The organism is Phycicoccus elongatus Lp2, assembly GCF_000367525.1.
Taxonomy (GTDB): domain Bacteria; phylum Actinomycetota; class Actinomycetes; order Actinomycetales; family Dermatophilaceae; genus Phycicoccus_A; species Phycicoccus_A elongatus.
The window spans coordinates 1,169,737-1,191,583 of the sequence record NZ_HF570956.1 but is presented as its reverse complement, the minus strand read 5'-3'; the positions used below and the strand labels follow the sequence as shown (position 1 = coordinate 1,191,583).

23 protein-coding genes and 1 tRNA gene are annotated in these 21,847 nt (G+C 68.9%); 16 read left to right on the top strand and 8 right to left on the bottom strand.

Features of this window, described 5'->3' with window-relative positions:
• Window positions 1–37: 37 nt before the first annotated feature.
• The 3 genes from BN10_RS05715 to BN10_RS15605 all read left to right on the top strand — a co-directional run bounded on the left by BN10_RS05715 (window position 38) and on the right by BN10_RS15605 (window position 3,279).
• On the top strand, window positions 38–805 hold the full coding sequence (locus tag BN10_RS05715; protein WP_010850242.1) for a sulfite exporter TauE/SafE family protein: 768 nt from the start codon (window positions 38–40) through the stop codon (window positions 803–805).
• A 93-nt stretch (window positions 806–898) separates the two neighbouring features.
• Window positions 899–1,711, top strand: a complete 813-nt coding sequence (locus BN10_RS05710; protein WP_010850241.1) for a TrmH family RNA methyltransferase — start codon at window positions 899–901, stop codon at window positions 1,709–1,711.
• A gap of 11 nt (window positions 1,712–1,722) precedes the next feature.
• On the top strand, window positions 1,723–3,279 hold the full coding sequence (locus tag BN10_RS15605) for a serine/threonine-protein kinase (RefSeq protein ID WP_051369629.1): 1,557 nt from the start codon (window positions 1,723–1,725) through the stop codon (window positions 3,277–3,279).
• A gap of 3 nt (window positions 3,280–3,282) precedes the next feature.
• On the opposite strand, the gene BN10_RS05700 is transcribed toward BN10_RS15605, so the two are convergent.
• From BN10_RS05700 to BN10_RS05690, 3 genes are all read right to left on the bottom strand, one after another.
• Window positions 3,283–3,669 carry a DUF3037 domain-containing protein gene (locus BN10_RS05700; RefSeq protein ID WP_010850239.1) on the bottom strand — a complete coding sequence of 129 codons (387 nt, stop codon included), beginning with the start codon at window positions 3,667–3,669 and terminating at the stop codon, window positions 3,283–3,285.
• Window positions 3,666–4,421 (bottom strand): HipA family kinase, encoded by a 756-nt coding sequence (locus BN10_RS05695; protein WP_010850238.1) that lies wholly within the window; start codon window positions 4,419–4,421, stop codon window positions 3,666–3,668. Before BN10_RS05695 ends, BN10_RS05700 begins: the two co-directional genes overlap by 4 nt.
• Before the next feature lie 202 nt (window positions 4,422–4,623).
• Window positions 4,624–4,708 (bottom strand) — tRNA-Leu (locus BN10_RS05690).
• Window positions 4,709–4,822: 114 nt separating this feature from the next.
• Between BN10_RS05690 and BN10_RS05685 the strand changes: the two genes are divergently transcribed.
• The gene (locus tag BN10_RS05685) at window positions 4,823–6,151 is read left to right on the top strand and encodes a M20/M25/M40 family metallo-hydrolase (protein ID WP_010850237.1); all 1,329 of its coding nucleotides are present in this window, start codon (window positions 4,823–4,825) and stop codon (window positions 6,149–6,151) included.
• Window positions 6,152–6,160: 9 nt separating this feature from the next.
• On the opposite strand, the gene BN10_RS05680 is transcribed toward BN10_RS05685, so the two are convergent.
• Entirely contained in the window at window positions 6,161–6,355 is a 195-nt protein-coding gene (locus tag BN10_RS05680) for a DUF5703 family protein (protein ID WP_010850236.1), read from the bottom strand.
• Between the two features lie 39 nt (window positions 6,356–6,394).
• Here BN10_RS05680 and BN10_RS05675 point away from each other — a divergent pair, with 39 nt between their 5' ends.
• Genes BN10_RS05675 through BN10_RS05665 form a run of 3 tightly spaced genes read left to right on the top strand, consistent with a single transcriptional unit; the run spans window position 6,395 to window position 8,666 of the window.
• On the top strand, window positions 6,395–6,703 hold the full coding sequence (locus tag BN10_RS05675) for a hypothetical protein (protein ID WP_010850235.1): 309 nt from the start codon (window positions 6,395–6,397) through the stop codon (window positions 6,701–6,703).
• A 7-nt stretch (window positions 6,704–6,710) separates the two neighbouring features.
• The gene (locus BN10_RS05670; RefSeq protein ID WP_010850234.1) at window positions 6,711–7,775 is read left to right on the top strand and encodes an LLM class F420-dependent oxidoreductase; all 1,065 of its coding nucleotides are present in this window, start codon (window positions 6,711–6,713) and stop codon (window positions 7,773–7,775) included.
• Between the two features lie 33 nt (window positions 7,776–7,808).
• The gene (locus tag BN10_RS05665; protein ID WP_010850233.1) at window positions 7,809–8,666 is read left to right on the top strand and encodes an undecaprenyl-diphosphate phosphatase; all 858 of its coding nucleotides are present in this window, start codon (window positions 7,809–7,811) and stop codon (window positions 8,664–8,666) included.
• 45 nt (window positions 8,667–8,711) lie between these two features.
• Here the strand turns inward: BN10_RS05665 and BN10_RS05660 are convergent, their stop codons facing one another.
• On the bottom strand, window positions 8,712–9,719 hold the full coding sequence (locus BN10_RS05660; RefSeq protein WP_010850232.1) for a magnesium and cobalt transport protein CorA: 1,008 nt from the start codon (window positions 9,717–9,719) through the stop codon (window positions 8,712–8,714).
• 42 nt (window positions 9,720–9,761) lie between these two features.
• Between BN10_RS05660 and BN10_RS05655 the strand changes: the two genes are divergently transcribed.
• The 8 genes from BN10_RS05655 to mshC are packed head-to-tail and all read left to right on the top strand — an operon-like array spanning window position 9,762 to window position 15,634.
• On the top strand, window positions 9,762–10,484 hold the full coding sequence (locus BN10_RS05655; protein WP_010850231.1) for an MSMEG_4193 family putative phosphomutase: 723 nt from the start codon (window positions 9,762–9,764) through the stop codon (window positions 10,482–10,484).
• A 50-nt stretch (window positions 10,485–10,534) separates the two neighbouring features.
• Window positions 10,535–11,224: an energy-coupling factor ABC transporter permease gene (locus BN10_RS05650; protein ID WP_010850230.1), complete on the top strand. Its 690-nt coding sequence runs from the start codon at window positions 10,535–10,537 to the stop codon at window positions 11,222–11,224.
• Window positions 11,221–11,544 (top strand): PDGLE domain-containing protein, encoded by a 324-nt coding sequence (locus tag BN10_RS05645; RefSeq protein ID WP_010850229.1) that lies wholly within the window; start codon window positions 11,221–11,223, stop codon window positions 11,542–11,544. Before BN10_RS05650 ends, BN10_RS05645 begins: the two co-directional genes overlap by 4 nt.
• A 1-nt stretch (window position 11,545) precedes the next feature.
• Entirely contained in the window at window positions 11,546–12,310 is a 765-nt protein-coding gene (cbiQ, locus tag BN10_RS05640) for a cobalt ECF transporter T component CbiQ (RefSeq protein WP_010850228.1), read from the top strand.
• The gene (locus tag BN10_RS05635) at window positions 12,307–13,056 is read left to right on the top strand and encodes an energy-coupling factor ABC transporter ATP-binding protein (RefSeq protein WP_010850227.1); all 750 of its coding nucleotides are present in this window, start codon (window positions 12,307–12,309) and stop codon (window positions 13,054–13,056) included. Before cbiQ ends, BN10_RS05635 begins: the two co-directional genes overlap by 4 nt.
• A 9-nt stretch (window positions 13,057–13,065) precedes the next feature.
• Complete coding sequence (locus BN10_RS05630; protein ID WP_010850226.1) at window positions 13,066–13,575, top strand: DUF3090 domain-containing protein; 510 nt, start codon at window positions 13,066–13,068, stop codon at window positions 13,573–13,575.
• On the top strand, window positions 13,572–14,360 hold the full coding sequence (locus BN10_RS05625) for an SCO1664 family protein (RefSeq protein WP_010850225.1): 789 nt from the start codon (window positions 13,572–13,574) through the stop codon (window positions 14,358–14,360). The genes BN10_RS05630 and BN10_RS05625 overlap by 4 nt, the downstream gene beginning before the upstream one ends.
• Window positions 14,361–14,383: 23 nt before the next feature.
• Window positions 14,384–15,634, top strand: a complete 1,251-nt coding sequence (gene mshC / locus BN10_RS05620) for a cysteine--1-D-myo-inosityl 2-amino-2-deoxy-alpha-D-glucopyranoside ligase (RefSeq protein WP_010850224.1) — start codon at window positions 14,384–14,386, stop codon at window positions 15,632–15,634.
• Window positions 15,635–15,649: 15 nt separating this feature from the next.
• Here mshC and BN10_RS05615 read toward each other — a convergent pair whose 3' ends face one another.
• Entirely contained in the window at window positions 15,650–16,501 is an 852-nt protein-coding gene (locus BN10_RS05615; protein WP_010850223.1) for a PAC2 family protein, read from the bottom strand.
• 80 nt (window positions 16,502–16,581) lie between these two features.
• On the opposite strand from BN10_RS05615, the gene BN10_RS05610 reads away from it, so the two are divergent.
• Window positions 16,582–17,262, top strand: a complete 681-nt coding sequence (locus tag BN10_RS05610) for an HAD family hydrolase (protein WP_010850222.1) — start codon at window positions 16,582–16,584, stop codon at window positions 17,260–17,262.
• On the opposite strand, the gene BN10_RS05605 is transcribed toward BN10_RS05610, so the two are convergent.
• Both BN10_RS05605 and metH read right to left on the bottom strand, forming a co-directional pair.
• The gene (locus BN10_RS05605; protein WP_010850221.1) at window positions 17,238–18,083 is read right to left on the bottom strand and encodes a RecB family exonuclease; all 846 of its coding nucleotides are present in this window, start codon (window positions 18,081–18,083) and stop codon (window positions 17,238–17,240) included. The two genes, BN10_RS05610 and BN10_RS05605, sit on opposite strands and share 25 nt — an antisense overlap.
• 4 nt (window positions 18,084–18,087) lie before the next feature.
• Window positions 18,088–21,831, bottom strand: coding sequence for a methionine synthase (metH, locus tag BN10_RS05600; RefSeq protein WP_010850220.1), 3,744 nt, complete (start codon window positions 21,829–21,831; stop codon window positions 18,088–18,090).
• Between the last annotated feature and the right edge of the window lie 16 nt (window positions 21,832–21,847).

The window sequence follows — 21,847 nt, the reverse complement described above, 5'->3', positions numbered from 1 at the left end:
CCCCCCCCCCCCGCCGCACCCGACTTAGGGTGTGGCGGTGACGCTTGTCGAGGCCCTCCTGATCGTCCTGGCCGGATGCGCGGCCGGGACGATCAACACGATCGTCGGCTCGGGCACGCTGATCACCTTCCCCACCCTGCTCCTCTTGGGGATTCCGCCCCTCAACGCCAACATCTCGAACAGCGTCGGCCTCGTCGCCGGCGGTATCACCGGGACCTACGGCTATCGGCGCGAACTGGTGGGTGCCAAACCCGACCTGCGCGCCCTGATGCCGATGACCTTCGTCGGGGCGATCGCCGGGGCCCTGCTCTTGCTCGTCCTGCCGTCGTCGGCGTTCCGGGCCATCGTGCCGGTACTCGTCGCGCTGGGGATCCTTCTCGTCGCCTTCGGCCCCGCCCTCTCCCGGTGGACCGAACGGCACCGGGGTCAGCCTGCGGGGACGCGGATGGGTCCCCTCGTGCGCCTCGGAGTCTTGGCGGCCGGTGCCTACGGTGGCTACTTCGGGGCGGCTCAGGGGGTGATCATCGTGGGCCTGCTCAACACACTCACTTCGTTGCCGCTCCAGCGGTCCAATGCCTACAAGAACGTCCTGGGAACCGTCGCGAACCTGGTCGCCGCCCTCGTCTTCGTCGTGGCGGCTCCCCAGCACGTCGATTGGGCGGTGGCCGGACTCATCGCGGTCGGTGCCCTGGCCGGCGGCTGGGTGGGATCGACCGTCGGACGACGTCTACCCCCCACCGTGTTGCGTGCAGTCATCGTCCTCATCGGCCTGGTCGCCATCGTCAAGCTCATCTGGTTCCCCTGATGGGGAGCCCAGTCCTCGTGCTCGGCCTGGCCGTCGTCGCCGCACGGTCCTGCTCGGCTGACGACGTCGGCCGACCGCCTAGGCTGATCCGCGATGCCAGACCAGATCACCGACCCGCAGGATCCCCGCCTCGCCGACTATGTCGCCCTGACCGATGTCGCTCTGCGGCGCCGGATCGAGCCCGAGGGCGGGCTCTACATCGCCGAGTCCGAGAAGGTCATTCGACGGGCCCTGGCCGCCGGGCACCGGCCTCGGTCGTACCTGATGGCCCAGCGCTGGCTCACCGATCTCGGTGACGTGGTCGCCGACGCGGAAGCACACGGCATACCCGTCTATGTGGGGGAGCACTCGACCATCGAGAGCCTCACGGGCTTTCACCTGCACCGTGGCGCCCTGGCGGCGATGCACCGCCCCACCCTGCCCGCGGTGGCCGACGTCGTGCGTGGAGCGCGGCGGGTGGTCGTGCTCGAGGACATCGTCGACCACACCAATGTGGGCGCGATCTTCCGCTCCTGCGCCGGGCTGGGCGTCGATGCCGTGCTCGTCACCCCACGCTGTGCTGACCCGCTCTATCGCCGCTCGATCAGGGTGTCGATGGGCACCGTCTTCCAGGTGCCGTGGACCCGGATCGATCCGTGGCCAGGTGGGATCAGGACGCTCCAAGCGGCTGGGTTCGTGACCGCGGCTCTTGCCCTGTCCGAGGATTCAGTTCCCCTGGATGTCTTCTCCCGCAACTCTCCCGAGCGTCTGGCACTGGTCCTCGGGACAGAGGGCGACGGGCTCGGCCGGCGGACCCTGGGCGAGGTCGACGTGACCGTGACGATCCCGATGGCCGGGGGAGTGGACTCGCTCAACGTTGCGGCGGCAGCGGCGCTGGCGTCGTGGGAGTTGCGTTCGCGCGGCTAGGCTCGGTGGGCATGGAGTCGCTCACGGGACGCACCCTCTCCGGCCGCTACCGGCTGGAGGAGCAGATCGGTGCCGGTGGCATGGGGCAGGTGTGGCGGGCGATCGACACGGTGCTGGACCGGCAGGTCGCCGTGAAGATCATGTCTCTCGACGCGGCCCACCCCGATCCGACGGCCGTGGAGCGATTTGCCCGTGAAGCCCGCACCACCGCGGGGATCAGTCACCCGCATGTCGTCACCGTCCACGACAGCGGGGCGACCGATGACCTGGCCTATCTGGTCATGGAGTTGCTCCCCGGGCCCAGCCTGGCCGACGAGATGGTGAGCGGTCCGATGCCAGTGGCGCAGGTCGAGGGTGTCGCGCGTGAGGTGGCGAGCGCGCTGGGTGCCGCCCACTCCCGAGGGCTCGTCCACCGCGACATCAAACCCGCCAACATCGTGCGCGGCGACGACGGTCGCTGGCGCGTCGTCGACTTCGGTATCAGTCGTCTGGCCGATGGCCCGACGGCCGTGACCCAGCCGGGCTTGACGGCCACGCACATGATCATCGGCACCGCGGACTACCTGGCCCCCGAGCAGGCGCTCGGCAGGCCGGTCAACGGTCGCACCGACCTCTACGCCCTCGGCGTGATGCTCTGGACCCTGCTGGCCGGGGCCCCGCCGCTCTCGGGCACGACGCCGGTCGCGACGATGATGCGCCACGCGACCGAGGATGTGCCCGACATCCGCGACGTCCGTCCGGACGTCCCGGCGGGTCTGGCCGAGATGATCACGGCTCTCACCGGTCGCAACCCTGAGGATCGACCGGCAACGGCGGATGCCGCGGTCACCCTGCTCGACCGGACCCCCGACGTGTCCGGCACCGTTGCGTCAGCCGGTCTCGCGGCCACCGAGGTGATCGCGGGGGCCAGTGCGGCCACCGCCGTCCTGCCCACCGCCGGGTCGACTGCACCTCGGCCCCCAGTCGTGGCGACGGGTCCCGGGACTCCGCGGCCACAGGCCGCCCCGTCATCGCGGGCGCCATTGACGCCCGAGCCCGACCAGCGCCGCTGGGGGGCGGTCATCCTCGGTGTCGTCGCCGCCCTGCTGGTCATCGCGCTGGCATGGAACTGGTGGGCGAAGCGCGACGCGACGACGCCCGATCCGGCCGACTCGCCGTCGGCCAGCCAACCGCTGGAGGCTCCATCGCTCACGCCGTCAACCAGCCCTTCACCCTCGCCCACACCCACGCCGTCTCCGAGCGCGACCAGTCCGTCACCGGCCCAGACGTCGGGGGCCGCGGCGACTGCCGTCGCGGCAGCCGCCGACGCCCTCCAGTCCGCGGTGTCCGGGGCCGAGGCGCTGGGTGCGGTGGAGAAACCGGCCGCCAATGCCCTCAACAAGCAGTTGAGTGCGATCTCCAAGGCGGTCAGGGCCGAGGCGCCCGACGACGCCTCGCAAGCGATGTCGGACTTGCGCAGCGCCTATGACCAGGCAGTCTCCGACGGCAGGATCAAGGGCACTGGGGCGACCGTGCTCGACCCCCTCATGGGTGCCTTGCAGAGTGCGGTCGACCGCTGGGCAGGCTGAGCGCTAACGGACCATGGCGTCGGTGAGTTCGGTCAGGGCGACCAGCGGATCGGAGCACACGCCCCCATGGAGTGGACCGGGCTGCAGGACGGTGCTGCGCGGTGCACTGATCCAACCGAACCTCTTGCCGGCCGTGGGGAGCACCGGCAGGCCCGCACCCTGGCGACCGGCACAGATGTCCGCCAGGGTGGAGAGCCCGGCCCTCACTCCGTCCACGTCGACGTTCGTGTGCAGGCACCGCAGCCGGGCCTCGTCGACGTGGGCCTCGATGGCGAGAACGTCAGCGCTCTGACTGTGGAGCACAACGGCGACGTTGACGAACTCGCCGCGGTCCACGCGGGGGACGCAGCGGATGACGACATATTGGTATGGATGGCTGAGCGTCGTCATGACAGCCACGCTGTCGGGTTCGCCAGGCGCGCCGCCAGATGATCGAGGTATGCCGCGCGCACGGCGTCGGTGTCGGGCAGCCAGTCAGTGGTCTCGAGCCACTTCTCGGGCACAGTGTCGACGATGGCGGCGAGGGCCTCGGGCGTCAGGGCGGCCACCGCCTCGTCGTGCACCGCGCCGGCCGGGGGACCCACGTCCGCGAGAACGTGACCTGAGGCGTCAAAGGGCTGCGCGGCATACCTCTGCGGGTCGGGGGAGCGGCGCGGCCAGCCGAAATGGAAGTAGAGCGCGGCGCCGTGGTCGATGAGCCAGAGGTCGCGGTGCCAGACGAGAAGGTTCGGGTTGGCCCACGTGCGGTCGACATTGGCGGTGTAGGCATCGAGCCAGCGGGTGAGTGCGGCCTCATGGGGTGGTGGTGGGCGGGAGCCGTCGTACCCGAAGGCGCCCGGGAGGAAGTCGACGCCGAGGTTGGTGCCGGGGCTGGCGTTGAGCAGGTCCTGGACCTCTTCGTCGGCCTCGTAGCGGGCAATGCTCGACGGCAGGTCGACGACCGCCATCCGCGGCACCCGCAGTCCGAGCCGCTCGGCGAGCAATCCGACGATCACCTCGCCCACGAGCACGCGCAGTCCCTGACCGGCGCCCCGGAACTTGACCACGTAGGTGCCCAGGTCGTCGGCCTCGACGATCCCGGGCAGGGATCCACCCTCGCGCAGGGGAGTGACGTAGCGGGTGGCGGTGATCCGGTCGAGCACGGACCCACGGTAGGGGATCGGGCCCCACCCCGCGGATGCTGCTGTGCCGATCGGGCGGCAACGGTGGGTCGTTGCGGCCCGGGTGTGCTGAGCCCGAGCACCGGAGCTCTCGTTTGCCGCCCGGGCGGAACGGTCATGCAGCCAGGGACCGGGCAACGAAGAACCCCGACTCGCTGGCAGGCAGCGAACCGGGGTCCGAATGTGTCCGAGGGGGGACTTGAACCCCCATGCCCTATACGGGCACTAGCACCTCAAGCTAGCGCGTCTGCCAATTCCGCCACCCGGACGAGTGGAGACGACCGCGGGGAGCGGTCGAGCACGTCGCGAAACGATACACGCTGGACCGCGCCCCGAGAAATCCGCCCGAGGCGCCCCGCGACCCCCGCCTAGAGTGGGTCGACATGAGCCAATCCGCCCCGATCACACCCGAGGACGAGGTCGTGGACCTCTGCCGTGACCTGCTCCGGATCGACACCAGCAACCCCGGTGACGGGACCGGCCCCGGGGAGGCGGAGGCCGCGGCATACGTCGTGGGGAAACTGCGGGAAGTGGGCCTCGAACCGGACGTCTACGAATCGGACCCGGGTCGACAGACGGTTGTGGTGCGGATCGCCGGCGCGGACCCGACTCGACCCGGCCTGTGTGTCCATGGGCACCTCGACGTCGTGCCGGCCGATGCCGCCGACTGGCAGGTCGATCCCTTCGCTGGCGTGGAGCGCGATGGGTGCCTCTGGGGGCGGGGCGCGGTCGACATGAAGGACATGGTCGCGATGATCCTGGCCTGCGCCCGCGACCTCGCGCGGACCGGTACCGTGCCGCCGCGTGACCTGCTCTTCGTCTTCTTCGCCGACGAGGAGGCCGGCGGGGTCAAGGGAAGCCACTTCATGATCGAGCACCACCGGGCCGTCTTCGACGGCATCGGCGAGGCGATCAGTGAGGTCGGCGGCTACAGCGTGACCGTGGAGGATCGCGAAGGCACGGAGAAGCGGGCCTACCTCCTGCAGACCGCAGAGAAGGGCATCGCGTGGCTGCGGCTCAACGCGCACGGCCGGGCGGGTCACGGGTCGGTGCCGAACCCGGACAACGCCATCGTCCACCTCGCCGGGGCGATCGAGCGGATCGCGGCCCACAAGTGGCCGCGCGAATACATCGCCTCGGTCCGTGAACTCCTCGACGGACTCTCCGGGATGACCGGTGTCGGCTGGAGCGACGAGGACCTCGATGAACTTCTCAGCCACCTCGGTGGCGCCGCCGGTTTTGTGCGAGGGACGTTGTCGGACACCGCAAACGTGACGATGCTGCAGGCCGGCTACAAGCAGAACGTCATCCCGCAGCACGCCTACGCCAACGTCGACTGTCGCTTCCTGCCCGATCACGAGGACCACCTCATGGCGACGATCCGCGATCTGGCGGGGGATCAGGTCGAGGTCGAGGTCCTGCATCGGGACATCGCCCTGGACTCACCCTTCGGCGGCGACCTCGTCGACGCCATGAAGGCCGCCCTGCTCGCCGAGGACCCGGACTCGACAATCCTGCCCTACTGCCTGTCCGGCGGCACCGACAACAAGGCCCTGTCGCTGCTGGGCATCGTCGGATATGGCTTTGCGCCGCTGCGGCTGCCCAAGGACCTCGACTTCGCGCCGATGTTCCACGGAATCGACGAGCGCGTGCCGTTGGAGTCGCTGCGCTTCGGTGCACGCGTGTTGGCCAGGCTCCTGCGGGCCTGCTGACCGAACGTCTCAGGCGATCAACTGCCGACGTGGCGCGCGGATGATCCGGCGTCGCAACCACGTGCGCATCCGACCGCCGACATAGATCCGGGTCCGGTGCAGTTCCCACTGGCCGTACTCGGCCTCCGCACTCAGCGCACGGCGAATCTCGGCCCGGCTCATGCCGCGATCGAACGTCAGGACGCGGTACTCGTACTCGACCATCGTCGCCCATTGTGCGTCATGACCAGATAGCGTGCGGGCATGAGCGCCGACCCGCGTGCCGCCCTTTCCGTCCTCGTCAGTGCCTTCGAGCGTCACCTCGAGGCGTGTGCCGGGAGACGGGGGGAGGACGACCCGACGGTCGCCGCTGCCTACGACGACCTCGTGGAGGCCTTCGAGGCCTACGACGGTGCGCTCTACGACGCCACCGGTGAGATGACCCCCTTCGACATCTACGCCGATGATGCCGAGGAGGGCGACGACGATGGTGACGAGGAGGAGGACGACGACGTGGACGACGACTTCGACGACGACCTCTACGACGCCGACGTCGAGTCGGACGAGAACTGAGCTACGCATGAGGCTGGCCGTCAACCTCGGCTACTTCGGCATGGGCCTGGACGCCGACAATCTCGTCGTGGCCCAAGAGGCCGACCGCTTGGGGTATGCCGTGGCCTGGGTCGCGGAGGCCTATGGCTCCGACGTGCCCTCCATCTTGGGTTGGGTCGCCGGCCAGACCGAGCACATCGGCCTCGGCGCGGCCATCATGCAGATCCCGGCCCGGACTCCGGCCATGACGGCGATGACCGCGGCGACCATCGACCACATCAGCGGTGGGCGCATGTTCCTGGGCCTCGGAGTCTCCGGGCCGCAGGTGAGCGAAGGGTGGCACGGGGTCCGCTTCGCGGCACCGCTTGGCCGCACGAGGGAGTATGTCGAGATCGTGCGCAAGGCCCTGCGTCGCGAGCGGTTGACGTATGCCGGAAAGCATTTCACGCTCCCGCTGCCGGACGGCCCCGGCAAGGCCATCAAGCTCACCCTGCCGGTCAGGGCCGACCTGCCCATCTACCTGGCGGCGGTGGGCCCGAAGAACTTGGAGTTGGCCGGAGAAATCGCCGACGGACTCCTCGCGATCTTCTTCGCGCCCGACCATGCCGCCAGCACGATCGAACCCCTCGCCCTTGGCCGGCGGCGAGCCGGCGCGGGAGCGCCGGACAACCCGATGGCCGGCTTCGATGTCGTCGCAACTGTCCCCGTCCTCGTCACCGACGATCTCGATGCCGGATATGCCGCAGTGGCTCCGTATGCCGCGCTCTACGTCGGCGGCATGGGATCACGGGAGCAGAACTTCTACAACCAACTGGCGACTCGGATGGGGTTCGGGCAGGCTGCGGCCGAGGTCCAGGACCTCTACCTCGCAGGTCGCCACCGGGATGCGGCCGATGCGGTGCCCCGCGAATTCATCGCCGCCACCAGCATCATCGGCCCTGCCTCCCACGTTGCCTCCAGACTTCGGGCCTACGCTGACGCGGGCGTGACGACGCTGGCCGTCTCGCCCTTCACCTTTGACCGCGCTGAGCGGCTGCAGACCCTGTCGGTGATGCAGCAGGCCCTGCAGGAGTCGGGCCTGTCCGACGACTGAGCAGTCACCGCAGCCCGAGCACCAAGGATTTTCGTGGAAACACTCACGTACTGGCAGGCCGTGATTCTCGGCATCGTCGAGGGTCTGACCGAGTTCCTGCCGATCTCGTCGACCGGGCACCTGACCCTGACGAGCAAGTTGCTGGGCCTGCGGATCGACGACCCCGGCGTCACGGCATACACCGCCGTGATCCAGATCGGCGCGATCGCCGCAACCTTCCTGTACTTCGGCAAGAAGATCTGGCGACTGCTCGTTGCCTGGGTGCGTGGGTTGACCATTGCCACCGAGCGTGGTCACGACTACCAGTTGGCCTGGGCGGTCATCGCCGGGTCAATTCCTGTGGGGATCGTGGGGTTTGTGCTCAAGGACGTCATTTCGGGGCCGCTTCGCTCCCTGTGGGTCGTCGCCGCGGCCCTGATCCTGTGGAGCGCCGTCATCTGGTGGGCCGAGCGTCGCCACGATGTGCTCGCCGCGGATGGGCGCCAGCGCGGTGAAGGGGATGTGACGATCAAGGACGGCCTCGTCATCGGCCTCGTGCAGTGCGCGTCCCTCGTACCCGGCGTGTCGCGCAGTGGCGCGACGATCTCTGCCGGTATCGCCCGCGGCATCAACCGGGTCGTCGCGACCGAGCTGTCCTTCTTCCTGGCCATTCCAGCCCTGACGGCCGCCGGCATCTTCGAGGCCGTCGGGGAGCGCACGCACATGGCGGCGCTCGGCGTCCCGCAGATGGCGGTGGGTATTGTCGTGAGCTTCGTGGTGGCATATGCGTCGATCGCGTGGCTGCTCAAGTTCGTGTCCACGAACTCGTTGCGCGCCTTCATCTCCTACCGCGTGGTGCTCGGCGCGGCGATCTTCGTCGCCCTGGCGGCAGGTTGGCTGAGCTCCACCTGATCGACCCGGTTCCGCGCTCACAGGTGGCGCGCAGGCGGTGTGTGGTCAGAGCCACCCGCTCCTGCGGAAGCCGCGATAGAGCGCCACGCACGAGGCGACCATCACGGCCAGGACGACGAAGTAGCCGTACTTGACCTCCTGGCCGCCGATGTCGAAGGAGGCCGAGAGCTCAGGCATGAACTCGAAGTTCATTCCGTAGATCCCGGCGAGCATGGTGGGCAGCGCGGCAATGGCCACCCAGGCCGAGATCTTGCGCATGTCGCTGTTCTGTCGAACCCCGACGGCCGCCAGGTGGGCGGTGAGGATGTCGGCGAGAAGCCGGTCGTAGGCGTCGATGTGGTCGATGACCTGCTGCGCGTGGTCGGCGACGTCCCGGAAGAGCAATTGGAGTTCCTCGTCCTTGACCGGCGATTGGGGTGATCCGTAGAGCCCGTGGATTGGCACCGACAACGGGACGACCGCTCGTTTGAACTCGAGGATCTCGCGCTTGAGCCGATAGACGGCCCCGGTGTCGACGTCACCATCGGAGAAGACATCGGATTCGATCTCCTCGAGGTCGGCCGCGACCTCCTCGTCGATGGCGACATAGTCGTCGACGATCTTGTCCAGGACTGCATGCAGCGCCGCCTGGGGCCCTCGGGCCAAGAGCTCCTCGTCCTGTTCCAGACGCTGCCGGACACCGGCCAAGGGTGCGGCCTCACCACGTCGAACGGTCAGCAGGAAGTGCGAGCCGACGATGACCATGAGCTCGCCGGACTCGATGTCCGACGTCGCCTCGATGTAGCGCAGCGGCCTCAGGACGAGCACCACCACACCGTCGGCATAGTGCTCTAGTTTGACGCGCTGGCGGCCGCGGACGGCGTCCTCGATGGCCAAGGGGTGCAGCCCGAGTTCCTCGTTGACCTCGGCGAACTCCTCGATGGTCGGGTCCTTCAGGCCCACCCAGAGGAAGTCGCCCGCGGGGGCGCTCGCCTGCAGGGTCGCCAACTCGTCACTCAGGTCGCCGCACCATTGCCGGCGACCGGCGCGATAGAGCGCCTTGTCCACGATCACAGGGTCATTGTGCGGGCAGTCCTGCGCTTAGGCTTGCCGACCATGGCGGTGTGTCTCCTGGTCCGGCACGGGCATTCGTCGGCCAACGCCGACGGCGTCCTCGCGGGCTGGACACCAGGGGTGGCCCTGACCGATCGCGGTGTCGCGCAGGCCGCTGCTGTCGCGGCCGATCTGGCCGGCCTGCCGGTGACCAGGATCGTCAGCAGCCCCTTGGACCGTTGCCGCGACACGGCTGGCCCGCTGGCCGCAGCCCTCGGTCTCCCGATCGAGACCGACGACGACCTGGGAGAGTGTCACTACGGCGGCTGGACCGGGGGCCGGCTGGCCGATCTTGCCAAGGATCCGCTCTGGCGGGTGGTGCAGGACGATCCGGCGAGTGCTCGCTTCCCGGACTCCGCGGCATACCGTGCCGAGTCGTTGGCGCAGATGGCCGCCAGGGTGGTGAACGCGGTCCGTCGACTCGACGACGAGGTCACGGCCGAGCATGGAACCGACGCGGTCTGGGTGGCCGTCAGCCACGGCGACCCGATCAAGTCGGTCCTCGCCGACGCGGCGGGTGCTGGCTTGGCCGGCCTGCAGCGGATCCACGTCGACCCCGGGTCGGTCTCGGTCATCCGGCGCACGGATGGCCGATCGCTCGTCGTCACGACCAATCGACGCGCGGCCAGCCTGAGCGAATCGCTGGGCTCGTTGGAGCAGGCGAGAGGTCGGCCGGGCGATGCGCCGGTCGGCGGCGGATCCGGTTCGGCAGCCTCGGGGGAGTAGTCTCCTTTCTGCTAACCATTCGCAACAAGGTCTACCGCTGAGGTGATGGCGTGCACGTTCCTGACGGCTTCCTCGATGCCCAGACATCCATCGGCACCGGAGTGCTTGCTGCCGGCGTCGTCGCCGTGTCGTTGCGCAAGGCTCGCGGCGAGCTGGACGATCGCACCGCCCCCTTGGCGGGCCTGGTCGCCGTCTTCATCTTTGCCGGTCAGATGCTGAACTTCCCCGTCGGTGCGGGCACCTCGGGTCACCTGCTCGGCGGCGCCCTGGCCGCCGTGCTCGCCGGGCCCTGGGTCGCGACCCTCTGCCTCACGGTCGTCCTGATCGTCCAGGCGCTGCTCTTCGCCGACGGTGGACTCACCGCGCTCGGCACCAACGTGACCCTCATGGGCATCGTCGGTGTGTGGGTGGCCTGGGGCATCTTCCGCCTGGGGCGCCTCCTGCTGCCCAAGCGACTCTCCAGCGTGCCCCTGGCCGCGGCCCTCGGTGGGTTCGTGTCGGTTCCAGCGGCGGCGCTTGCCTTCGTCGGACTGTATGCCGTGGGTGGCGCGGCCCCGATCCCGCTGGGATCGCTCGCGGCCACCATGGGCGCCTGGCACGTCGTCATCGGACTCGGTGAAGCGCTCATCACCGCGCTGGTCGTCGGCAGCCTGGTGAGCACCCGCCCCGACCTGGTGGCCGGTGCGCGCGATCTGGTGGAGGCCGACGAACTCGAAATCCGTGCGGTGGTGGCGGCGTGAGAGAGCGCCTGAGCCGCAAGATCTCACTGCGCACCGTCCTGATCTGCGGCCTTGCACTGAGTGCGGCGCTCGCGGGCATCGTGTCGACATGGGCTTCGTCGCACCCGGACGGCCTCGAGTTCGTGGCCGAGAAACTCGGCTTCCTCGACACAGCCGGCCCGCACAACAGTGACAACTCACCGCTGGCGGGTTACGCGATCCGAGGCATGGAGGGGTCGGCCTCGGCAGGCTTGGCCGGTGTTGTCGGAGTTCTTGTCGTCGCCCTGCTCGCCTTCGGCCTCATGCGATTGCTGCGGCGTCGCCCGTCGACGACCGACTGACGTGGGCGGCGGTCACGCACACCACCTGCAGATCGCCGGTGACACCCTCCTGCACCGCTTGCCGGCGCACGCCAAGATCGTCGGCCTGGTGACCTTTGCCCTCGCCGTGGTCGCGACGCCGGCCCCGGGCTGGGTCCCCCTCGGAACCGCGCTGGTGATAGGGGTCGCGCTGGTGGTCCGCAGCGGGGCGCCTGGTAGACACATCGGGCGCCGCTTGCTCGTCGAGGTGCCCTTCCTCATCTTCGCGGTGGTCCTGCCGTTCGTCGCCACGGGGGAGCGGACCAGCATCGGCCCGGTCACGGTCTCGGCGCCCGGCCTCATGGCGTCATGGCTCCTGGTGGCCAAGGCGACCTCTGCCGTTCTGGCGGCCACCGCCTTCAGCGTGACGACCACGAGCCGCGACATCGTCGCCGGGCTGCAACGCTTGCGCCTGCCCGCGACGTTGGTGGCCATCTTGTCCTTCATGCTCCGCTACCTCTCCGTCGTCGGTGACGAGATGACCCGGATGCGCATTGCTCGCGAGTCGCGAGGCTTCAGGAGCCGCTCGGTCCGCAGCTGGGGGGTCCTGGGCCGCTCCCTCGGCTCCATGTTCATCCGCAGCTTCGAACGCGGTGACCGGGTCCACGTCGCCATGCTCAGTCGCGGCTGGACGGGCCGACTGCCGGTCCTCGACGAGACGCCCGTGGCGGGCCGTACCTGGCTACAGGTCCTGACTCCGGCAGCGCTCGTGCTCTGTGTCGCTGCCTTTCTCGCGGTGCGACCATGAGCACGCCGGTGCTGGACCTTCGCGGTTTGGCCTTCCGCTACCCCGGATCGCAGCAGGCCCTCTTTGGGGTCGATCTGCACGTCCACGCCGGCGAGCGGGTCGCGCTCCTGGGCCCCAACGGCGCCGGCAAGACCACCCTGGTCCTCCATCTCAATGGCGTGCTGCGCGCCGGCGCCGGGACCGTCAGCGTCTCGGGGCTGAGCGTCGACGATGCCAACCTCGCAGAAATCCGCCGTCGGGTCGGGATCGTCTTCCAGGATCCCGATGACCAACTCTTCATGCCGACGGTTCGGGACGACGTCGCCTTCGGCCCTGCGAACCTCGGTTTGCGGGGCGCCGAACTCGAGGCCCGCGTCGCCATGGCCCTGGCCGCCGTGGGGGTCGCCGACCTCGCGGACCGCGTGCCGCACCATCTCTCCTTCGGTCAGCGTCGCCGGGTCGCCATCGCCACGGTGCTCGCCATGGAGCCGGACATCCTCGTGCTCGACGAGCCCACCTCCAACCTCGACCCGGCCTCCCGCCGGGAGTTGGCCGACATCCTGCGAGCCCTCCCCGTCACGGTGCTCATGGTCACGCACGACCTTCCGTATGCCGCTGAGCTCTGCGAACGCTCGCTGATCCTCTCCGGCGGTGTCGTGGTCGCCGACGGCCCCACCCTCGAACTGCTCGCCGACCCCGAACTGCTCGCGTCCCATCGCCTCGAGTTGCCGTGGGGGTTCACCGTGCCCACCGCCGGTCGTGGTTAGGGTGAGTCCATGACCGTGGCCGACTTCGACCCGGCCGAGCGCTTCGTCGCCGGCACCGTGGGACCACCTGGATCCCGCACCTTCTTCCTCCAGGCGAGGGGGCGTGGCCACGTGGTCTCCGTCAGCCTCGAGAAACTCCAGGTCAGCATGCTGGGAGAGCGGATCGGGGACCTCCTCGACCGTGTGGGGGAGGACGGCAGCGTCGGGCGTCCCGACAACGATCCGCTCGACACACCGATCGAGGACGAGTTCCGGGTCAATGCGATCGGCCTGGCCTGGGACACCGAACGCAGCCTCATCGTCATCGAGTGCCACGACCACGACCCGGACGAAGGGGAGCCCGAAGACGGCACGGCACTGCACACGCTGCGCGTGTCCCTGCAGCCCGACCAGGCGCGTGAGTTCGCCCGCCGGGCGGGCGCGCTCGTCGCTGCCGGTCGACCGCCCTGCCCCTTCTGTGGTCAGGCGCTGGACCCGAGCGGCCACATCTGCCCCAGGGCCAACGGCTATCGCCGGTGAGCGAGGTCCTCGACCTGCTCGGCCGAGGTGACCTGCGCGTTCTCGGTCGAATCATCGGGTCGTCCAACTCGGCCCTTCTCGTCGAGGTCTCGCTCGACGGGCAGACAGCGCTCGCGATCCACAAACCGATCGCCTTCGAGCGGCCGCTCTGGGATTACCCGAACGGCGACCTTGCGCATCGTGAGCACGCGGCCTACCTGATCTCCGAGGCGGGTGGGTTCGAGGTCGTGCCGCCCACCGTGGTGCGCGAGGGCCCGTGGGGGCTCGGCTCGACCCAACAGTGGGTGGGTGACCCGGACCAGCCGGTCGACCCCGTGGTTGTCGTGTGCGCGGCCGCTGAGGTGCCCCAGGAATGGCTGCGGGTCATCGAGGGGCAGGATGAGGACGGCGAGGCCGTCGTGCTCGCCCACGCCGCTGATTCGGCCGTGCGCTCGGTGGCGGTCCTGGACGCCGTGCTCAACAACTCTGACCGCAAGGGCTTACACCTCGTGCGCGTCGACAACGGGGTCCGAGGCTTCGACCACGGCGTGTCGCTGGGGGTGCAACCCAAACTTCGCAGCGTGCTCTGGGGTTGGGCAGGCGACCCGCTGCCCAGCGCCGATGTCGACCGCCTCGACCAACTCGCCTCGGCACTGAGCGAACCCATCCTGCGGGGCGCGCTCACCACCTGCCTGACGGCCGATGAGGTGGCCGCACTCGAGGCTCGGGTGGCACTGTTGCGACGCACGCGCAGACATCCTGTGCCGACGACCGACTGGCCGGCCATCCCATGGCCGGCGATGTGACCGACGGGTCGTAGGCTGGCGCGGTGATCTCCTGGCCGATGCCCTTCCTGCCCGCGATCCCCGGCACTGGTCCCGGCCTCCGACTGCTCGACACGGCGTCCGGCGCCGCCGAAGAGGTGGCGTCGCCTGGTGCGGACTTCACGATGTATGTCTGCGGGATCACGCCCTACGACGCCACCCACCTGGGCCACGCCGCCACCTATGTGACCTTCGACCTGGTCAACCGGGTGATGCGTGACGCCGGCCGCACCGTGCGCTACGTGCAGAACGTCACCGATGTGGACGACCCGCTCTTCGAGCGCGCCGACCGTGACGGGGTCGACTTCCGCGAACTCGCCGCGGATGAGGTCGCCCTGTTCCGCGACGACATGACCGCGCTCGCCGTGCTGCCACCCGATGCCTTCATCGGCGTCGAGGAGTCGATGGCCGACATCGTGGCGCGGATCGAGGCATTGTTGGCCAGCGGCGCGGCATACCCACTGTCCGTGCTCGACGGGCCCGGCCACGACGTCTACCTCGACCTTGCGCAGGTCGCGGACTTCGGGCGGGTCAGCGGCTGGAGTCGCGACGACATGCTGGCGGTGTATGCCGACCGCGGGGGCGACCCGGACCGTGTGGGCAAGCGTGATGCTCTCGACCCCCTTCTCTGGCGGGCAGCGCGGCCGGGCGAGCCGACCTGGGAGGGCGCCTCGCTCGGTGCCGGTCGCCCGGGGTGGCACATCGAGTGCACCGCCATCGCCCTGGAACACCTGGGCGTGCCCTTCGACCTCAGCGGCGGCGGTTCGGATCTGGTCTTCCCGCATCACGAGATGAGCGCGGCGCAATCGGTGGCACTCGGTGGCGGCGACATCTTCGCGCACCACTACGCGCACCAGGCGATGGTCGGCCTGGATGGCGAGAAGATGAGCAAATCCAAGGGCAACCTCGTCTTCGTCTCGACGTTGCGCTTCGACGGGGTCGACCCCATGGTCATCCGCCTGGTGCTTCTGGACCATCACCATGCGACGGATTGGGAGTTCACCGACGAGCAGCTCACGGTCGCGCAGGAGCGGCTGGACACCTGGCGCCGAGCCCTGTCCGGAAACTCTGCCCCCGAGGCCGAGCCCCTGCTCGCCGCGCTCAGGGAACGGCTCGCGGACGATCTGGACTCCCCCGGAGCCCTGGCGGCGATGGACGCCTGGGCCGCGCGCTCCCTGGACGGTGAGGGAGCCGATCCGACCGCGGCGGGAGTGGTGGCCCGGGCGCTCGACGCCCTGTTGGGCGTCCGCGTCTGAGCGCGGCACATCGGGTCAGGGCGTGGGTTCTTCGCCCCTGCGCCGCAGGTAGCGCTCGAACTCCTTGGCGATCGCGTCTCCGCTGGCCTCGGGAAGTTCGGCGGTGTCCTGGGCTTCTTCGAGGCTCTCGACATACTCGGCGATGTCGGGATCGCCCTGGGCCAGTTCGTCGACACCGCGCTGCCAGGCGCGCCCGTCCTCGTCCAGGTCACCGTGGTCGATCGGGGCGTCGAGGAGGGTCTCGATCGCCGTGAGCAGCGCCGCGGTCGCCTTGGGGGAGGGCGTGTGTCCGGCGTAATGCGGAATGGCGGCCCATGCCGAGACCGACGGGATGCCGACCTGCACGGCCGCGTCGGCGAGCACGCCGACAATGCCGGTGGGGCCCTCGTAGTTGCTCATCTCGGCGTCGAAGCGATGGCGCACCTCCTCCTGGTCGGAGGAGACGGTGACCGGGATCGGTCGGCTGTGCGCCACGTCGGCCATCAGGGAGCCGAGGGTGAGGACCAGTTGGACATCGGCGGTCTGCGCGAACTCCATCAACTCGATGGCGAACGCCCGCCACCGGAACGACGGCTCGACCCCGTGGATGAGCACGACATCGCGGCCGATCGGCGTGTCGGTGGCGATGAGGATGCGGGTGGTGCGCCAACTGATCCGGCGCTTTCCACCGTCGATGACGACCCTGGGCCGGTTGACCTGGAAGTCGTAGTAGTCCTCGGGATCGAGCGCGGCGACCGCCTCGGCACCCCAGAGCTCGCTCAGGTGCTCGACGACCGCCGTAGCGGCATCCCCGGCGTCGTTCCAGCCTTCGAAGGCGGCGATCATGATCGGGTTGTCCAGCTCCGGAACGTCCTCGAGCTCGATCATGCGTCCTCCTGTGTCGTGGAATCCCAACCCTACGCAGTGGCGGTCCGGGCGGCCCGCACCTGCTGCCTAGACTCTCTGACGTGAGGGATCTGGCAGCCGTGCTCTGGGACATGGACGGCACCCTCGTCGACACCGAGCCGTACTGGATCCAGGGTGAGCATGAGGTCGTCGAGTCCTTCGGCGGCACCTGGACTGACGAGTTGTCGCATCAACTTGTCGGGCAGGACCTGCGGGTCTCGGCGGGGATCATGCGCGCCAACTCACCGATCACCTGGGATGTGGAGCGGATCGTCGACGAACTGCTGGGTAAGGTCATTCGTCGCGTCGACGAGCACGTGCCGTGGCGTCCGGGCGCGCGAGAACTCCTGGCGTCGCTGCGCGCCTCGGGCATCCCGTGCGTCCTGGTGACCATGTCGTGGACCTCGCTGGCGACCGCCGTTGTCGACAATCTGCCGGAAGGCACCTTCACCCACCTGGTGACCGGCGACGTCGTTGCTCACGGCAAGCCGCACCCGGAGCCCTATCTGGCCGCCTGTCGACTGCTCGGTGTCCAGCCGGCGCAGTGCGTCGCCCTCGAGGACTCTCCGACCGGTGTGCGATCTGCCGTCGACGCCGGCGTTCCCACGGTCGCCATCCCACACATCCTGCCGGTGCCCACGCGGGCGGGCAGCGTGCAGGTGGACACACTCGCGGGGATCGACACCGCGGGACTGACCGGGCTGTGGAGGGCTGCCGCTCAGTCGTCACCAACGACGACCTGACCCGACGCCTCCGGTCGCAGCGCGAGGAGTGCAGCCCCCTCTGGGAGTGGTGGAGGTGTGCCCCCGAACTCGGGGCACAGGTCCCTGAAGTCGCACCAGCCACACAGCCGCGACCTGCTCGGCCTCCAGTCGCCGGTCTCAGCCGCTCGCTGCACCGCCGCCCAGACCGCCTTGACGTTGCGCTCCATGCCCCTCAGGTCCTGTTCGTCGGGCACATAGCGCACGACCTGCCGGTCACCGAGATAGACCAACTGGAGCACCTTGGGGATCTCGCCACGCAACCGCCACAGGACGAGGGCATAGAACTTCATCTGGAAGAGAGCCTTGGCCTCGAAGCCTTCGCGTGGAGAACGCCCGGTCTTGTAGTCGACCACCCGCATCGCCCCGTCTGCTGCGACGTCGAGTCGGTCGACGATGCCGCGCAACGTCAGGCCCTCGATCTCGGTCTCGACATACAACTCACGCTCTGCTGGCTCGAGACGCTGAGGATCCTCCAGCTCGAACCATCGCTCCACGAGCTCAGCGGCGTCCTCGAGCCAGGTCACGTCGTCGAGGTCGTCCGATGCCTCGATCATCTCGACCAGCTCCGGACGCTCCTCGGCGAGCGCCGACCACCGCTCCGGCAGCAGGCGCACGGCGGCGTCGACCGTGCGCTCGGCGGCCGGGAGCTCGAAGACGTGCTCGAGCACCGAGTGCACGAGCGTTCCGCGTGCTGCCGCGGGTGAGGGCGGCCCCTCGAGTTTGTCGACCGTCCGGAAGCGATAGAGCAAGGGGCACTGCTTGAAGTCCGCGGCCCGGCTCGGGGAGAGGGCGGGCGTCATGCCTTCACCGTATGCCGCGGGGCCGACACCGCCGGCGCGCCAACCGATCAGTCCTCGGGTTGGTACCCGAGGTTGGGACCCAACCACCGCTCGGCCTCGGCGAGCGACCACCCCTTGCGCGCGGCATACTCCTCGACCTGGTCACGCCCGACGCGGCCCACGACGAAGTACTGGCTGCGGCCGCTCCCGGCCACATCGCCATCGACTCGGTGAGTTCGATGCCCGCGCGCTCGGTCGCGTCGAGCAGGCCGAAGAGGGTCAACTTCTCCGTGTGGTCCGGGCAGGCGGGGTACCCGGGCGCGGGCCGAATCCCGGCGTACTGCTCCTTGATCAAGGCCTCGTTGTCGAGGTCCTCATCGGGTGAGTACCCCCAGAACTCGGTGCGCACCAAGTGGTGCAGCCGCTCGGCAAAGGCTTCGGCGAGCCGGTCGGCGATCGCCTCGAGCAGGATCGCCGAGTAGTCGTCGTTGTCCGCCTTGAAGGCCATGATGCGGTCCTGGGCGCCCAGACCGGCCGTGACGGCGAAGGCGCCGACATGGTCGAGGACTCCCGAGTCGCGCGGGGCCACATAGTCCGAGAGGGCCCGGTTCGGCACTCCCGCCCGGTGCTCACCCTGTTGCCGCAAGCCGTGGATGGTGGCCACGACCTCTCGATCGGACCCCGCGGCATACACCTCGATGTCGTCACCCACCGCGTTCGCGGGCAGGATCGCCGCGACGCCTTTGGCGGTGAGCCACTCCTCGGCGATCACCCTGTCGAGCATCTCCTGGGCGTCCTCGTAGAGCTTGCGCGCGGCCTCACCCACCCCGGGCTGCGAGAGTACATCGGGGTAACGACCCTTGATCTCCCAGGCGGCGAAGAAGGGCGTCCAGTCGATGAATCGGCGCAGGTCCGCGAGCGGGTGGTCGAGCAGCTCGATGACGCCGGTGCGCTTCGGCATCGATGGGGGAGTGGCGGTGAAGTCGACGACCTGGGCGTTCGCGCGGGCTGCCTCCAGCGAGACCAGTGGCCGCTCGGTCGCCTTGGCGGCGTGCCGGGCACGCATCGCGTCGTACTCCTGCTTGACACCGGCCATGAGGGTCTCGCGTTGCACCGGGTTGAGCAGTTGGCTCACGACGGGCACCGACCGTGAGGCGTCCTTGACCCAGACGACGGGGCCGGAGTACTGCCCGTCGATCTTGACCGCCGTGTGGGCGCGCGACGTCGTGGCGCCACCGACGAGCAACGGGATGTCGAAGCCCTGCCGCTCCATCTCGCCCGCGACCCGAACCATCTCGTCCAGGCTCGGCGTGATGAGGCCGGAGAGGCCGATGACATCGGCGCCGATCTCCGTGGCGGTGTCGAGGATCTTCTGGGCAGGCACCATGACCCCGAGATCGACGACCTCATAGTTGTTGCACTGCAGGACGACGCCGACGATGTTCTTGCCGATGTCGTGGACATCGCCCTTGACCGTCGCCATGACGATCGTGCCCTTGGTGTCCTTGCCCGCCGTCTCGGGGTTGTTGGCCTTCTCCTCCTCGATGTAGGGGATGAGGTGGGCGACCGCCTTCTTCATCACCCGCGCCGACTTCACGACCTGCGGGAGGAACATCTTGCCGGCCCCGAAGAGGTCGCCCACGACGTTCATGCCGTCCATGAGCGGGCCTTCGATGACCTCGATGGGAGCCCCGCCGGCGGTGGCGATCTCCTGCCGCAGTTCCTCGGTGTCGTCGACCACATGGTCGTCGATGCCCTTGACGAGGGAGTGCGTGATGCGCTCTCGGACCGGGAGCGAGCGCCACTGGTCGACCTGCTCCTGGACCTGCTCGGAGGTCGTGTTGTGCTGGTCGGCGATCTCGAGGAGACGCTCGGTCGCGTCCGGGCGACGGTTGAGGACGACGTCCTCGATCCGGTCGCGCAGGTCGGGATCGATCGAGTCGTAGGGAACGAGCGCGCCGGCGTTGACGATGCCCATGTCCATCCCCGCCGCGATGGCGTGATAGAGGAAGACGGCGTGAATCGCCTCTCGCACAGGGTTGTTGCCGCGGAAGGAGAAGGACACATTGGAGACGCCACCGGACACCAGGGCGCCCGGGAGGTTCTCCTTGATCCAGCGGGTCGCCTCGATGTAGTCGGTTCCGTAGGCCGCGTGCTCCTCGATGCCCGTGGCCACGGCGAAGATGTTGGGGTCGAAGATGATGTCCTCGGCCGGGAATCCGACCTCGTCGACGAGCAGGTCGTAGGCGCGCTTGCAGATCTGCTGACGGCGTTGGAGGTTGTCGGCCTGCCCGTCCTCGTCGAAGGCCATGACGACGACCGCCGCGCCGTGCTTGCGGCACAGTTGGGCCTGCTCGAGGAAGGGCTCGATGCCCTCCTTCATCGAGATGGAGTTGACGATGCACTTGCCCTGCGCGCCCTTGAGCCCGGTCTCGATGACCTCCCACTTCGAGGAGTCGATCATCAGCGGCACGCGGCAGATGTCGGGCTCGCCGGCCGCGAGTTTGACGAAACGATCCATGGCGCCGACGCCGTCGATCATGCCCTCGTCCATGTTGATGTCGATGACCTGTGCGCCGGCCTCGACCTGCTGGCGCGCCACGGTGAGGGCGGTGGGGTAGTCCTCCTCCTTGATCAACTTGCGGAAGCGGGCCGACCCGGTGATGTTGGTGCGCTCGCCGATGTTGACGAACAGTGAGTCCTCGGTGACGACGAGGGGCTCGAGACCGGACAGCCGCAGCGCCGGCTCGATGACCGCGGGAGTACGCGGCGCGTGGGCAGCGGCACTCGCGGCGATCGCCGCAATGTGGTCGGGCGTGGTGCCGCAGCAACCGCCGAGGATGTTGACCAGGCCATCGCGCGCAAATCCCTCGATGACCGAAGCCATCTGCGCCGGCGTCTCGTCGTATTCCCCGAAGGCGTTGGGGAGACCGGCGTTGGGGTAGGCGCTGACGAAGCAGTCGGCCAGCCGCGCCAGTTCCGCGACATAGGGCCGCAGTTCGTCGGCGCCGAGCGCACAGTTCAGACCTACGGCGAGCGGCCGGACATGACGGATCGAGTACCAGAAGGCCTCGGTCACCTGACCGGACAGGGTGCGTCCGGACGCGTCCGTGATCGTGCCGGAGATGATGACCGGCCATCGGCGACCCTCCTCCTCGAAGAGCGTCTCGAGGGCGAAGATCGCGGCCTTGGCATTGAGGGTGTCGAAGATGGTCTCGAGGAGGAGCACGTCGGCGCCGCCGTCGACCAGGCCCCTGGCCTGCTCGTGGTAGGCCTCGACCAACTGGTCGTAGGAGATGTTGCGCGCACCCGGGTCGTTGACGTCGGGGGAGATCGAGGCCGTGCGTGTGGTCGGGCCGAGTGCGCCCACCACCCACCGCTGCCGACCGGTGGCCTCGGTGACGGTGTCGGCCGCCCGACGCGCGAGGCGGGCCGACTCCACATTGAGTTCGTAGGCCAGGTCGGCCATGTCGTAGTCAGCGAGCGAGATCCGCTGGGCACTGAAGGTGTTCGTCTCGACGAGGTCGGCGCCGGCCTCGAGGTACTCCCGGTGGATGGCCTCGATGATGTCGGGCTGGGTCAGGCTGAGCAGGTCGTTGTTGCCCTGGAGGTCACTGGGCCATTCGGCGAACCGCTCGCCCCGGAAGTCCGCCTCGGACAGCCCGTACCGTTGGATCATGGTCCCCATGGCGCCGTCGAGCACGAGGATGCGCCGGCTCAGCGCGTCACGCAGGTCGGCGGTGGCGTCAGGCCGATGGGCAGTGGTCACGCTGGGACTCTCCGGG